We start from the raw sequence: 14,686 nt of genomic DNA on the forward strand, positions 1-14,686 counted from the left end.
TGATTATATGGAAAAACCGCAAGACAAAAACTGGAGATCAAAACTTCATGAAATTATTTATGAAGCCGACACACCCGCAGGCAAGTTGTTCGATGTGGTTTTACTCATAGTTATTCTGGCTAGTATTTTACTAGTTATGCTGGAAAGTGTTAAAAGTATAGACAGTAAGTATCATGATATTTTAAACATATCTGAATGGATTATCACCGTTTTATTCACTGTTGAGTACATTGCCAGAGTGATAACTGTAAAAAAACCACTTAAATACATTTTTAGCTTTTATGGTATTATCGATTTTTTATCAACAGTTCCAAAGTACATTTCACTCATTGTTGGTGGTGTTCATGCTTTGGCTGCATTACGCGCTTTAAGGTTATTACGAATTTTTAGAATTCTAAAATTAGCTCGCTATCTGGGTGCTTCTCTTCGTCTTATGTCGGCATTACGAGCAAGCCGAGCTAAAATATCGGTGTTTTTGTTTGCAGTCATCATTGTTTCTATTATTCTAGGCACCATTATGTATCTGGTTGAAGGTGAAGAAAACGGCTTTAGCAATATCCCAAAAAGTGTGTATTGGTGTATTGTAACCCTTACTACGGTTGGGTTTGGAGATATTGCTCCCCAAACACCATTGGGGCAATTTATTGCGTCGTTAGTTATGATTTTAGGATATGGTATTATTGCTGTTCCTACCGGCATTGTTTCTGCTGAATATACCAGCCAGAGTAGAAAAGATGAAAAAGAAGATAAGATTAAAAAGCCTTTGCACCTCAACACCCAAGTTTGTGTAAACTGTTCAACTGAAAAGCATAGAGATGACGCCGAATTTTGTTATCATTGCGGCCATAAATTAAACGATGAGTAAATTTCTTATTTCTATAATCGGTCCAACGGCTATTGGAAAAACGGCCTTAAGTATAAAACTGGCCAATCACTTTAATACGGAAATCATTTCGGCAGATTCCAGACAGTTTTTTAAAGAAATGCAAATTGGCACTGCTGCTCCTTCTCCTGAGGAATTAGCTGCAGCAAGACATCATTTTATTCATCATAAATCTATTCAGGAAAATTACAGTGTAGGATCATTTGAAAAAGATGCGCTGTCTTGCCTAGAAACGCTTTTTAAAACGCATGACATAGTTATTATGGTAGGCGGATCGGGATTGTATGTCGATGCCGTTACTAAAGGATTAGACGATTTTCCTGATGTAGATCCTTCCATTAGAACCACTCTAAACAACGATTTAGAAACCAAAGGATTAACGCATTTACAAACACAATTAAAAACCTTAGACCCTATTTCCTATAATACCATTGCTATCGATAATCCGCATCGGGTGATTCGTGCTCTTGAAATCTGCATTGGAACCGAACAACCGTATTCTTCATTTTTAAATAAAGGAAAAAACAAGCGTTCGTTTAAAACCTTAACTGTTGGGTTAACTGCAGATAGAGAAATCATATACAATCGCATCAATCGACGGGTAGATATCATGATGGACGAAGGCTTACTGGATGAAGTCCAACAACTTCTTCCTTACAAAGACCTGAACGCCCTAAATACTGTAGGATATAAGGAATTATTTAATTATCTGGATGGCGAATGGGACTTAGAATTTGCCGTTTCTGAAATTAAGAAAAATAGCAGACGTTTTGCTAAACGGCAACTCACCTGGTTTAAAAAAACCGAAAATGCATTATGGTTTGATTACCAAACCGATGTAAAAAAGATTATTACAGATTGTGAAGAGCATATGAGAAGGTAAGCAAGCTTTATTTCATATCCACCGAACTGTACTTTGCATTAATAACTATATTCTTACCACTGCTTAAGTTACCTGTTGAAAAGCTCGACACGTTATTTGGTGTTGCTTTTTTAGGATGATTAAATCGTGAATGGCTACCTACATATTGCATACTATAATCCACTTTAGGTAAAATAATTGTGGCTTCACTATTTTGAAGCGTTACATTTAAGTTTGAAAATTCATCAGCTATTTTTAAAATCTTTAAATCGCCAATCGACCCGTTAATAATGGCATTGCCCTCTAAGTGATCAATTATCACATTGGATGAATTAGATGTTATCACCAATTGTTTTGCGTTATTAATAGTCGCCTTCTTAACATAATTCAAATTTAAGCTACCTACATTCCAATGGGTTACCATAACAGGTGAATACGATGCATTAATGGAAGTCTGGCTTCCATTAATGCTACTCGCTTTAAATTTGGTGTATTCTAAATTGGCTTTTAAATTATCAATAGTTGACGCTAATTCAATTTCACCATGTCTTACATTGACTTTTAATTTTGCTTTTTTAGGCAATTTAATTTTGATGGTCTTTTTAACTCCTGACATGTTTTTATCGCTTACCATTTTTTCAATAACCACACGTCTCTCATCGGCCAATCGCTCTCGTTCTTCCATGTGTTTTTGGCGTTCTTCCATATGCTTTTCTCTTTCCTTCATACGGATCTCCATAGCTCGTTCCCGTTCCTCTTGTTGTTTAGCATAACGTTTTTCCATCTCTACTGAAATTCGTTCGGCATCAGCTTCACGTTTACTAGCATCACGCTCCATTTGCTCGGCAAAATGCTCACCCCATTCTTCCATTTGTTTGGCATACTTCTCTCCCCACTCCTTTTCAAACTTTTTCCCCCAGGCTTCCATTTTCTTTTCATAGTCCTTTCCGAAAGACTTTTCAAACTGCTTTGAATATTCTTCTAAATATTTTTCACCGTCTTTTTTATAAGCTTGGTAATCAAAATGAACTTTCCCAATACCTTCCGGCAAAACTGGTAACGGAGGTAGTTCTGGAATTTCCGGGATTTCAGGAATCTCCGGAATAAATACAAATTGAGGTATATCCGGCAAATCGGCTAATTCAAACTTTAACTCTTTAATAACAGCATGAACCGCCTCATCGTCGTCATCTCTGCTGTATCGATAGGCCCAAACATGTGGCGTATTACCTTTGGTTGAAATTGTTACTTCGTTTTTCGTAGCATCTACATCTACATTCCAAGCTTTTAAAACTTCTTCTAATTCCTCTTTACTAAGCTTTTCGCCTTCTAAATAAGCCTCTATTTCAACAACGTCTTTACTCCAGGTATCAATAACGATATTACTGTAACTGGTATTCAAATTTACCGTAACATCTTTATCTACATAAATAGACTGTGATAGTTTAGTTTGTTTTTCCTGAGCAATACCATGCCCTGCCATGAAAAAACTTAACAGAAAAAGTGCTTTATATATAATTGATTTGTTCATTTTTTGATTTTTAGATGGATTGATTTTGATTTTCAAATTCACTTGATGGTTTTAACTCCTGTAACTGAGCTCTTAAGCGATACAATAGGTTTAAACGAAATTTTAGATTATCAATTAGCGCATTAACGGTTAACTCACTTGGCCCGGAATTGGTTAATTCCTGCGACAAACGCTGATATTCGTTGTCGAGTTCCTCCAATTGTTTTACATAACCATCGAAAAGCTCCTTGGTTTCTGGTGTATACTTAATTTTTGCCAACTCTAAATTGATACTCGCTAAATAATAATCTTCTACCTTTTTAAGTCCGGGAGACACATCTCCCAGAGTTTTCATATCATTAGAAGGGGTATTTGTAATAATTTCAGGCGAAATTTCAATTTGCTTTTGATTGGAATTATAAAACTGAAACGCCATAAAACTGAACCCTAACAGCACAATCACACTGGCTGCAATACGTAACCAATGGTGTCTTGGTTTTGATACTGGCATAGCTTGGTCAAGCTTTTTTAAAAAGCGAGCCTCATGATGTTTAGGCATAGCTTCTTTACTTACAACGTCTTCTTTCAGTAATTCTCTAATATCTCGTGCCATTTTGTTTTAGTGTCAACAGATCTTGTAATTTTGCTTTTCCTCTCGATAACTGGGTTCGTGATGCTACTTCTGAAATACTTAAAATCTCTGAAATTTCCTGATGATCGTAGCCTTCAATTAAATAAAGCATCACCACATATTGATATTTATCGGGTAAATTGCTAATCGCCTGTTTTACATCGTTTAATGTAATTGCGTCTTCTACCAACCATTTGTCGTCCTGTGGTGTTTCAACTACTTTCAGGTGCACCTCATCCAATTCAACCAACTGTTGTTTTTTAGATTTTAAAAGATCGATACTTTTATTAACGACAATACGTTTTAACCAGGCCCCAAAAGTCACTTCTGCCTGATACTGGTGCAATTTGGAAAACGCTTTGATAAACGCTTCCTGCACTACATCTTCAGCATCGCTGGCATCTTTCAAAAATCGCTTAGCAACAATATACATCCCATCGCAGTACTGGTTGTACAACTGCAGTTGTGCTTTACGATTATTTTGCTTGCATTGTTCAATAATATCGGCTTGAAACATGCTGGTTTTGACTTTTGGCTTAAGTTAGTTCATTTAAAAAGACGACATAAAAGTTAAAGTGTTGCAAAAAACATTAAAATTTTTTCCATCAATAAAACAAAACCTAATAAATGTACGTTTGCAGTTTATTAATTATTACTTTTTAAAGTATATTTGATTCTCAAATACTATTTATTAAATGAACACCTTTTTGAAACGCGTTTTAATTCTTTTTTCTGTTATAGCCCTTGGTTTACTTGCATACACCATATTTGTCGAAAACATTTTCGCTAAACGACTGAGTCCTAAAGATACAGTAGAGTTTAAACTTAATGAATTAGAATTAGAAGTGTTTTATAACAGACCCTCTAAAAAAGGCCGTGAAATATTTGGCGCTTTAGTACCTTACGATCAGGTTTGGCGTACTGGGGCGAACGAAGCAACTACTTTTGAAACCAATAAATCTTTAAAGATTACAAATCAAGATGACTCTTTCTCACTCCCTTCCGGAAAATATACGTTATGGACGGTTCCAAAAGACACGGTGTGGACAGTTATTTTCAATTCTAAGCAGTATTCCTGGGGTGTAAACTCAGAAATGAAACCTATGTGGGATCCTAATTACGATGTTGTTAATATTGACGTTCCTGTTAAAAAATTAGATTCTACTGTAGAACAGTTTACTATAGCTTTCGATAATTCTACAGATAATCTGTTTTTAACTATGGCTTGGGACGACGTAAAAATACAGGTACCTCTAAAGGAATAATCTTTTCTAAATTTGATTTCCTTTTTGTAACTTATACCTTAATTGTTCAATTTTGGTAAAACATAAAACATCGGCCTTACAGGAAAGTCAAGGGGTTTCTAATTCTGAAATTACTAACGTGACTTCTATTGCTAAAATTAAAAGTAAACGCAAAACCAGTCTTGATGTTGATGCTTTAATTTCCGGTATTTTAAATAACGATATTTCGGCTTTAAGTCGTGGCATCACCTTAATTGAAAGTACTAATCCTGAACATACTGAAAAAGCCAATACATTATTAAAATCCTGCTTACCTCACGCCAATAAGTCCATTAGAATTGGTATAACTGGTGTTCCCGGTGTTGGAAAAAGCACTTTTATTGAAGCTTTTGGAACATTTTTAACTTCAATAAGCAAACGTGTTGCGGTATTAGCTGTCGACCCCAGTAGCAGCCTTTCAAAAGGTAGTATTTTAGGAGACAAAACACGCATGGAAGCTTTGGTGAAAGACAAAAACGCTTTTATAAGACCTTCGGCTGCCAGTGACGCTTTGGGGGGTGTTGCCAGAACTACTAGAGAAAGTATTATTTTATGTGAAGCTGCCGGATTTGATGTGATTTTAATTGAAACCGTTGGCGTCGGACAAAGTGAGACAGCCGTGCATAGTATGGTCGATTTCTTTCTATTATTACAGCTTACAGGTGCCGGCGATGAGTTGCAAGGTATAAAGCGTGGTATTATTGAAATGGCTGATGCTATTGTAATTAATAAAGCCGATGGGACTAATCTGAACTTAGCAAAAACAACCGAATCTGACCTCCGTAAAACGCTTCATCTATACAATGACAAACCTTCCGGATGGACACCTAAAGTTAGTAGCTGTAGTGCAATTGAAAACAGAGGCATTACCGATATCTGGAACATTATTCAGGAATATATTGAAGTTACAACCAAAAATAAATACTTCAACACAAAACGAAACGAACAGAATACATTCTGGCTTTTAGAAACCATAAAAAATGCTTTGACTCATAAATTCTTTAATAACGATACCGTAAAAACCGAATTGCAACATCAATTAAAACGTATCGAACAAAACGAAACAACACCTTTCGCTGCCGCCGAATTTATATTACAAATGAATCCTAAAGCTTAGTCTCCTTGCTTATTATAACGTTTTAACAAATACAACGTCAGCTTGTAAAACATAAATCCGGAAATAGCTCCAAAGGTTAATCCGCAAATAAGATCTAATGGATAATGCACACCTACATAAATTCGGCTGTACGCTACAACAGCACTCCAAAGCAATAAAATAAAAACTAAATTTTTGTAATATGTTCTAAGCATCAAACCCGCAAAAATCGCTGCAGCCATAGAGTTCGAAGCATGACCAGAGAAGAACCCATACTTACCACAACGCTCAGCAATAAATCGCATTTGGTCCATAACGCCATCGGCTCGGCAAGGTCTTGGTCGCTCGAACGTACGCTTAAACAAATTAGTCACCTGATCGGTAAAAGTAATCATTAAAGCAATTACCACTACAAAAATTAATAATGAGCGTAATCCAAACTTTTTATACAATAAATACAACAAAATAGCGTACAAAGGTACAAAGGTTAGCTTAGCTGTTATAGCCAACCATAAACCATCCCAAGTCGGGGATCCTAAATTGTTTAAAAATAAAAATAACTCAGTGTCTAATTGTATAAGCTTATCAATCATCAAAGTGTATTTGGGCGTTACTAATGCTTCGCATTCGTCAGGCTGTTCGCTAAATCTTTACTTTATTAAGTAAAGGATACCGCTACCATCCTTAACGCAATTATTCTTCGTATTTAGCAATTTCGCTATCGTAAAAGTCGGTTGCTAATTTAATGGCATTCTCGGTTTCGATTTCTAATTCTTTCTGATCTTCTTCATCAAATTCTTCGAACCACTCTACTTCATCATTTTCCAGATTAATAATAAATCTAGGAAATTCAGTATGAATTACAAAAATAGCATTCGGGTATTCTGTATTATCGCCAAGTATAAATTTAGGTAGTGACATGATTTGTTTTTAGTTATTAGACAAAATTAACTTTTTCGTTAAATAATTGAATCGAATATATAATAAAATAGCAGCTGTGGTTAATCCGGCAAGTAACCCCAACCAAATCCCAAAGCTTCCGAAAGCGTCTTCCGTTCCTAAAAACCAGCTTATTGGAAATCCTACCAACCAATACGAGATAAAGGTAATTATGGTTGGTATTTTAACGTCTTGCAAACCGCGTAAGGCCCCAAGAAAAATAACCTGTACGCTATCGCTAATTTGAAAAATGGCCGCAGCAATTAATAATTTCGACGCTATGGAAACCACTTCGGTATTATCGGCCAGGTTTTTCACATCATCAAAATCAACATACAATTTTGGTAAATGGTTATGTAATGCAAAGAACATGAGTCCGAAAGCAAACGCCAGAATAGTTCCTAATAAAAAGATGGAAATGGCTATACGACGTAAATCAATATACTGTTTTAACCCTTTCTGGTTACCGACACGAATCATAGCTGCCACACTTAATCCAGTAGCCACCATAAAGGTCATAGACGAGAGGTTTAAAGCCACCTGATTTGCTGCCTGTGGATTCTTTCCTAAAAGTCCACTTAACCAGATTGCTGCCGTAAATATGGCTACTTCAAAAAACATTTGCATGGCACTAGGCGCTCCAAGGTTTACTAGCTTTTTTAGCTCCAGCTTATGCAAAACAAATAATTTAATCTGCGTAACATAGCCTTGAGATTTGTTATTTCGTTTTAATAACAGATAAATATAAGCGACCATAACAAATCGAGAAATCAATGTTCCGTAGGCCGCTCCAACAATACCCATTTCAGGAAAACCGAATTTCCCAAAAATCAATAAATAATTCAGAACCACATTCACCAAATTGGCTAAAATTGTAGCGTACATGGGGTAACGTGTCATAGATAAGCCATCACTAAACTGTTTAAACCCTTGAAATATGATTAAAGGAATTAAGGAAAAAGCCACCAAATCTAAATACGGAATGGCTAATTCTACAACCTCTACCGGTTGTTTCATGAGGTACATTAAAGGCTTGGCTAATAACAGCACTAAAAACAAGAGCGCGCCTATGACTGTGCATAAAAATAAACCATGTTTAAATGACGATTTTCCGCTTTCAAAATTTTTAGCTGCATCGGCTTCGGCTATTAAAGGTGTTATAGCCGTTGAAAAACCAATACCCAAAGACATGGCAATAAACATAAAACTATTACCAAGAGATACGGCTGCCAACTCGGCTGTCCCTAACTGCCCAACCATAATGTTATCAATAAAACTCACAAACGTATGCCCGAGCATACCCAACATTACAGGTGCAGCTAAAGTCCAGTTGTATTTGAACTCTTTGGTGTAGTCTACTAATTTCATACGGCAAAAATAATCTTTAAGATTAGTATAGACTAACTTTTAAAAGTGATTTTCAAAAAAGTGATTCCTTAACATTTGTTAATAACTTACCTCGTGTTTATTCCACATAAACCTCTGTTATTTTGTAAATTAGCACTTCCTTAACCGGAACCTCTCACTTAAGAATTTACAGCATATTGAAACATTTAGCTTTTATTTTTATTGGGATTAAAAAATTAATACTTCACGTTTCAATATATTAAAGGGAAACTCGCGTTTCCCTTTTTTATTAAGCCTTTAAAGATTTTTTAAATTCTGTTTAGCTTCTTCAAATTCTAAAACGATTTCCTTTACAATAGTAGCCACAGGTTTTATGTCATGAATGAGTCCTGCTATCTGGCCAATTTCAAGTTCGCCTTCTTCCAAATCGCCTTCAAACATCCCCCGTTTGGCTCTGGCACGCCCTAACAAGGTTTTTAAATCTTCAACCGATGGCGATTGTTTGTAAAGTTCCTGAACATCGTTATAAAACTTGTTCTTTATCAAACGTACAGGTGCTAATTCTTTTAAGGTAAGTTGTGTATCTCCTTCTTTAGCATCCACTACCAATTGCTTAAATGCGTGATGTGCCGAGCTTTCTTCACTTGCCACGAAACGACTTCCTACTTGTACACCATCGGCTCCTAAAACCATGGTCGCTAACATGGATTTTCCTGTTGCAATCCCTCCTGCTGCAATTAATGGAATCCTAATTTGCTCTTTAACCATAGGGATTAGAGTTAACGTTGTGGTTTCATCTCTACCGTTATGCCCTCCAGCCTCAAAACCTTCCGCAACAATAGCATCTACTCCGGCCTCCTGTGCTTTTAAAGCAAACTTTACGCTACTTACGACATGCACGACCGTAATGCCTCGTTCTTGTAACCAAGATGTCCAGGTTTTCGGATTTCCAGCCGAAGTAAAAACAATTTTTACGCCTTCTTCCACAATAATATTCATAATGTCTTCTATGTTCGGATACAACATGGGGACATTGACTCCAAAAGGTTTATCAGTAGCCTGCTTACATTTTTGAATATGCTCGCGCAAAACATCCGGATACATAGAACCAGCCCCGATTAAACCTAAAATTCCGGCGTTACTAGCTGCGGAAGCCAATCGCCAGCCACTATTCCAAACCATACCCGCCTGAACAATGGGGTATTTAATCTGGAATAATTCAGTTATTCTATTCGACATTATTGTTTGATTATTTTGAGTGTGATTATTTGTGTTGCTCCGTTTATTTTTAATACATAAAGTCCTTTTGATAATGAAGACAAGTCCACTTGATTATCTTCGGAAGAGACCGAAGTTTGTTTGATTAATTTCCCCAATACATCATAAAAGGAAACGGCGTAGTTTTGAGTTGAATCGGGTAATTGAAAATGAACTAAATCCTTTACCGGATTGGGAAAAACCTGTATGGAATTAATTTCATCTTTATGAAGTGATAATACGTTATTTAATGCTGCGAATAAATTTGGAATGCCGTAACCTAACTGATAATCTGGCATACTATATTGCGATGCCGATTCGCGCACCAATTTCATAATTTCAGCATTGGTCTTATCATATAAGGCCTGCCACAGACACGTAATACCACCCGCCAAAACAGGTGAACTAAACGAGGTTCCGTTAACGCTAGCAAGAGTATTGTTTTCTGTTATTACAGCACTCCCCAAACCCTGAGCTACAACATCAGGTTTTTGTGTGGGTTGCACCGGACTTCCAACAGAACTAAAACTCGCATAATTCCCGGAAGCATCCACTGCACCAATAGAAAACACATTAGGAGAATCTGCTGGTGCATTAACCCCATTGGTTCCTTCGTTTCCTGCCGAATTTATCAACAACAAGCCTTTTTCAAAAGCGATATTCGCCCCTTTCGTTATATAAATACTTTTTCCGTCATATTCAGCAGCTGAATAATTATAATTTAAATTGTCATAAAAGGCTCCATAACCCAAAGACGTATTTATGACATCAACACCCAGACTATCGGCTCTTTCAGCAGCCTCCACCCAATAACTTTCTTCTACCGGATTTTCATTTGGACCATCTTCAGTAATGAATAAATAATAAGATGCATCAGGAGCTGTGCCGACGTACTGATTTTCAATATAACCAGCCATAGTGCTTAACACTAATGTACCATGATTACTTGTTGTATTTGTGTAAACATCAACATCGCGATTCACAAAATCGTAAGTTCCTAAAATACCATTCGCATCCCTTAGTCTTTGAAAACCACCAATAGAATTCACACCGGGATAACCTGCATCCATAACCGCAATAGTCATGCCTGTACCGGAATAATCGGCTAAATGCAAATCGTTTGCATTAATCATACTTACCTGATTCTCCGAAGTACCGTATTCAAAAGCTGTAGCCAAAGATTCCAACTTACTTATCTCCTTTGGTTTGGCTATTTTAGACGTATTAAGGCTCTTATTTGCAAAATCGATATAATCGACAAAAGTATAATTCGATTTTAAATTCAAAATATCGGCTTGACTACCACGAACATGAACAGCATTAAACCATTTCGATTTCGCCATGACCGTTATACCGGTTGCAATCTTAATTTGACTGATGTAAGCCTCGTTAACCGGAATGTCGCGTTCATCAATAATCACACCATGTCTGACTTTTCTATCAATTGCTTTTTGAGTTAAAAAACCCGAAGGTGTGCTAACATTATAGGTAGTTCCTTTATCGGTAAGATATACCCACGCATCCTGTTGTGCCCAAACTGTGAATGAATAGCCAAACAGCAAAAAGAAGAGTAGGTGATTTTTCATTGCAGCAGTAATTTAGTTACTGCAATTTACGAAATTACCCCAGAACCTACTAACTCATCATTTAAATACCAAGCTGCAAACTGCCCTTCGGTAATTGCCGATTGAAACGCTTCAAACTCGACATATAAACCACTGCTTACTTTATGCAAAGTAGCCCTTTGTAATGGCTGTCTGTAACGAATTCTTGCCATGACTTCCATAGTTTCATCGGTTTCTAAAGCTAAATCGGTGCGTATCCAGTGTAATTCTTCGTTACTAATAAACAATGCTTTTTTTAATAATCCCGGATGCTCTTTTCCTTGACCTGTATAAATTACATTTTCTTCAACATCGGTATCAATAACAAATAGCGGTTCAACGGTACCTCCAACACCTAAACCTTTACGCTGCCCCTTAGTAAAATAATGCGCCCCTTGATGTTTACCAACTACTTTTCCGTAGTCTACTTTATAATCGATTTTACGAGATAAATATTCCAGTTTTCCTTCTTCTGAATGGAATTCGGGTATTTCCGTTTTAAAAATATCCTGCTCTCTTGATACTTCAACAATTACACCTTCTTTAGGTTTTAATTGCTGTTGAAGAAAGTCTGGCAATTTCACTTTTCCTATGAAACATAAACCTTGAGAATCTTTCTTTTCCGCAGTTACCAAATCTAATTTAGTAGCAATTTCACGTACCTGAGGTTTTGTTAATTCGCCAATTGGGAACAACGACTTTGCCAATTGTTCTTGCGATAACTGACATAGAAAATACGACTGATCCTTATTATTATCGACACCGGCTAAAAGCTGATAGACTTCTTTTCCTTCTTTTTCGATGGTTCCTTTTCTACAATAATGACCAGTTGCCACATAATCGGCTCCTAAACCCAAAGCGATATCCATAAAAACATCGAATTTAATCTCACGGTTACACAACACATCAGGGTTAGGCGTACGGCCTTTTTCGTATTCTTTAAACATATAATCGACAATGCGCTCTTTATACTGTTCGCTTAAATCGACCGTTTGAAAAGGAATTCCTAATTTCTCAGCAACAAGCATCGCATCATTACTATCGTCTAACCAAGGACATTCATTTGAAATGGTTACAGAATCGTCATGCCAATTCTTCATAAACAAGCCAATAACCTCATAACCTTGCTCCTGTAACAAATACGCAGCAACACTCGAATCTACACCTCCTGAAAGTCCTATAATAACTCGTTTCATCAGTCTTAAAATTTCCTTTAAAAATTACACTTTGTACACATTGTACGATTTCATTTTCTTGAAATGAGGGCACAAAGATACACATATTTATCCTTTAATATCGTACTATAAGATACATATCAAATTCCCTAAACAATTATCTTGTTTAAACTTTTATGCAAAAAGTTAAACTAGATTAATATTTTTTGTTTAATCATTTAGTATATTTGTTAAACAAATTAAAATCCTGACGAAAATGAAAAACTTAAAAACCTTAAAAGTACTTATGTTATTATTGGCTGTAATTGTATTTTCATCGTGTAGTGACGATGATGATGACAAAATGCAAAAGCCTTTAAACATTGTTGAAATTGCTCAAGCCACTCCAGAATTAAGTCTTTTGGTGGAAGCTGTTGTTAAAGCCGATTTAGTAGACGCGCTCTCTGCTGCTGGCGACAAAACCGTTCTAGCTCCGACTAACACCGCATTCACTGCGTTTTTATCTGCAAAAGGTTTTGCTTCGTTAGACGCAGTACCTACAAATGTTCTAACTCAAATTCTTTTGAATCACGTTATTGGCGGTTCAAATATCATGTCTTCTGACCTGATTGGAAACATGGGATACACTAACACCCTAGCTGATGGCCCAAATAACACAAAACTAAGTCTATATTACAACGGAACTTCTGGAGTGATGTTTAATGGTAGCTCTTCGGTAACTGTTCCTGACATTAAAGCCTCTAACGGAATTATACACGTTGTGAATGGTGTTATCGATTTACCAACCATAGCTACATTTGCAACATCAAACGCAGCATTATCGACTTTGGTTGATGTTCTAGCTTACGCCGATACAGGAATGCCTACGGTGCCATATATTGAAACCGTATCGAATCCGAACGCAGGACCGTTTACTGTATTTGCTCCAACAAACGATGCCTTTGTTTCTTTACTAGCAGAATTAAATGTTAGTGCTTTAACTGATATAGCTACCGATACTGTTGATGCTGTTTTATTACATCATATTGTGAATGCCAACTTGCAATCTTCGCAATTAGTAAGTGGAACTGTCACTACACTTGGAGGCGACATTACCGCAGATGCCTCAGCTTTTACTTTAACTGATTCCAATGGTAGGGTGAGTAATATTGTGACTTCGTTAGTTGATATCCAAGCCACTAATGGTGTGGTACACGTTATAGATAAAGTTATTTTATTTCCTCTGAACTAATATTGATTGGTTAGTAGTTTTAAATCTTTATTAGAAAAAAACCTCCTTAGCTTACTAAGGAGGTTTTATGTTTTAATCGAAATTTTTCTGTTCTTTTAAATTTCCATTCTCGTAATATTTCCAAATTCCGGATTTTTGTCCCTGCTTAAACTGGCCTTCTACTTCTGCTGTTCCATCAAGAGCATAAACAACATACTTTCCGTCCATAACACCATTTACATAATGCGACCGATTAATTAGTTTATTGCTTTCTGAATATGACAAAGCCTCGCCATCTAACACGCCGGCTTTGTAGTTTTGTTTTTCGGCCATAACACCATTTTCATAATACACAACACGTTCACCTTCCAGCTCGCCTTTTAAGTTATAATGCTCCAGAATTAAAAGATTATTATTGTTCTTCTGATAATATTTCCATTCACCAATATATAGTTTACCGTTCATTTTCCCTTCACTTATCACTTTTCCTGTCGACCCATAAAAGGTGACTTCGGCAATATTGGTTTGCGGATTAAACTTTTTCGTTGCTGTTAAAACCGCTTTATTTTTGATGTTTTTATAGAATTTAAAAAGTCCGGTTTCTTTGCCATGGGTAAATTCTCCCTCGTAGCGCAACACATTAGTACCATCGAAATTCTTTTTCCAGATGCCATCGCGTTTTCCATTAGCATCTAATTGATTGATGCTTTGTGCTGAAACGAAAGATGTTATGAATAAAACTAAAGTGAGATGTAATAATTTCATAATTCTAAATTTAATTATAGTAGATTTTGAGGTTATTGAATTAACTACAAAACAACGAAAGTATTGCTTTTACTCCTATTTTAAAAACAAAAAAGCTGCCATAAAATTATGGCAGCTTTTTAAT

The 14,686-nt window shown here is 36.2% G+C and carries 15 protein-coding genes; 5 read left to right on the forward strand and 10 right to left on the reverse strand.

Annotated features, from left to right (window positions below):
- Positions 1-7: 7 nt before the first annotated feature.
- Together ICJ84_RS10585 and miaA are read left to right on the forward strand one after the other, a co-directional pair.
- On the forward strand, positions 8-865 hold the full coding sequence (locus ICJ84_RS10585) for an ion transporter (RefSeq protein WP_188216367.1): 858 nt from the start codon (positions 8-10) through the stop codon (positions 863-865).
- Positions 858-1,766, forward strand: a complete 909-nt coding sequence (gene miaA / locus ICJ84_RS10590; RefSeq protein ID WP_188216368.1) for a tRNA (adenosine(37)-N6)-dimethylallyltransferase MiaA — start codon at positions 858-860, stop codon at positions 1,764-1,766. The genes ICJ84_RS10585 and miaA overlap by 8 nt, the downstream gene beginning before the upstream one ends.
- A gap of 7 nt (positions 1,767-1,773) precedes the next feature.
- Here miaA and ICJ84_RS10595 read toward each other — a convergent pair whose 3' ends face one another.
- The 3 genes from ICJ84_RS10595 to ICJ84_RS10605 are packed head-to-tail and all read right to left on the reverse strand — an operon-like array spanning position 1,774 to position 4,403.
- Positions 1,774-3,276 carry a DUF4097 family beta strand repeat-containing protein gene (locus ICJ84_RS10595; RefSeq protein WP_188216369.1) on the reverse strand — a complete coding sequence of 501 codons (1,503 nt, stop codon included), beginning with the start codon at positions 3,274-3,276 and terminating at the stop codon, positions 1,774-1,776.
- Between the two features lie 10 nt (positions 3,277-3,286).
- Positions 3,287-3,868, reverse strand: coding sequence for a hypothetical protein (locus ICJ84_RS10600; protein ID WP_188216370.1), 582 nt, complete (start codon positions 3,866-3,868; stop codon positions 3,287-3,289).
- On the reverse strand, positions 3,852-4,403 hold the full coding sequence (locus tag ICJ84_RS10605) for an RNA polymerase sigma factor (RefSeq protein WP_188216371.1): 552 nt from the start codon (positions 4,401-4,403) through the stop codon (positions 3,852-3,854). The genes ICJ84_RS10600 and ICJ84_RS10605 overlap by 17 nt, the downstream gene beginning before the upstream one ends.
- A 190-nt stretch (positions 4,404-4,593) precedes the next feature.
- Between ICJ84_RS10605 and ICJ84_RS10610 the strand changes: the two genes are divergently transcribed.
- Both ICJ84_RS10610 and meaB read left to right on the forward strand, forming a co-directional pair.
- On the forward strand, positions 4,594-5,151 hold the full coding sequence (locus tag ICJ84_RS10610; RefSeq protein WP_317173664.1) for a DUF2911 domain-containing protein: 558 nt from the start codon (positions 4,594-4,596) through the stop codon (positions 5,149-5,151).
- A 52-nt stretch (positions 5,152-5,203) separates the two neighbouring features.
- On the forward strand, positions 5,204-6,286 hold the full coding sequence (meaB, locus tag ICJ84_RS10615) for a methylmalonyl Co-A mutase-associated GTPase MeaB (RefSeq protein ID WP_188216373.1): 1,083 nt from the start codon (positions 5,204-5,206) through the stop codon (positions 6,284-6,286).
- Here the strand turns inward: meaB and ICJ84_RS10620 are convergent.
- From ICJ84_RS10620 to mnmA, 6 genes are all read right to left on the reverse strand, one after another.
- Positions 6,283-6,858 (reverse strand): phosphatase PAP2 family protein, encoded by a 576-nt coding sequence (locus ICJ84_RS10620; protein WP_188216374.1) that lies wholly within the window; start codon positions 6,856-6,858, stop codon positions 6,283-6,285. The genes meaB and ICJ84_RS10620 overlap by 4 nt on opposite strands.
- Before the next feature lie 100 nt (positions 6,859-6,958).
- Positions 6,959-7,186 carry a hypothetical protein gene (locus ICJ84_RS10625; RefSeq protein ID WP_188216375.1) on the reverse strand — a complete coding sequence of 76 codons (228 nt, stop codon included), beginning with the start codon at positions 7,184-7,186 and terminating at the stop codon, positions 6,959-6,961.
- A 9-nt stretch (positions 7,187-7,195) separates the two neighbouring features.
- A complete protein-coding gene (locus tag ICJ84_RS10630) occupies positions 7,196-8,572 on the reverse strand; it encodes an MATE family efflux transporter (RefSeq protein WP_188216376.1) in 1,377 nt (458 codons plus the stop codon).
- A 276-nt stretch (positions 8,573-8,848) separates the two neighbouring features.
- Positions 8,849-9,790: an NAD(P)H-dependent flavin oxidoreductase gene (locus ICJ84_RS10635; protein WP_188216377.1), complete on the reverse strand. Its 942-nt coding sequence runs from the start codon at positions 9,788-9,790 to the stop codon at positions 8,849-8,851.
- Positions 9,790-11,394, reverse strand: coding sequence for a S8 family serine peptidase (locus tag ICJ84_RS10640; protein ID WP_188216378.1), 1,605 nt, complete (start codon positions 11,392-11,394; stop codon positions 9,790-9,792). The genes ICJ84_RS10635 and ICJ84_RS10640 overlap by 1 nt, the downstream gene beginning before the upstream one ends.
- A gap of 26 nt (positions 11,395-11,420) precedes the next feature.
- Complete coding sequence (gene mnmA, locus ICJ84_RS10645; RefSeq protein WP_188216379.1) at positions 11,421-12,608, reverse strand: tRNA 2-thiouridine(34) synthase MnmA; 1,188 nt, start codon at positions 12,606-12,608, stop codon at positions 11,421-11,423.
- Positions 12,609-12,843: 235 nt separating this feature from the next.
- On the opposite strand from mnmA, the gene ICJ84_RS10650 reads away from it, so the two are divergent.
- Positions 12,844-13,818 (forward strand): fasciclin domain-containing protein, encoded by a 975-nt coding sequence (locus ICJ84_RS10650; protein WP_188216380.1) that lies wholly within the window; start codon positions 12,844-12,846, stop codon positions 13,816-13,818.
- A 72-nt stretch (positions 13,819-13,890) separates the two neighbouring features.
- Here the strand turns inward: ICJ84_RS10650 and ICJ84_RS10655 are convergent, their stop codons facing one another.
- Complete coding sequence (locus ICJ84_RS10655) at positions 13,891-14,562, reverse strand: toxin-antitoxin system YwqK family antitoxin (RefSeq protein WP_188216381.1); 672 nt, start codon at positions 14,560-14,562, stop codon at positions 13,891-13,893.
- Positions 14,563-14,686: the final 124 nt, after the last annotated feature.

Source organism: Aestuariibaculum suncheonense, from assembly GCF_014596935.1.
GTDB classification, from domain to species: Bacteria; Bacteroidota; Bacteroidia; order Flavobacteriales; family Flavobacteriaceae; genus Aestuariibaculum; species Aestuariibaculum suncheonense.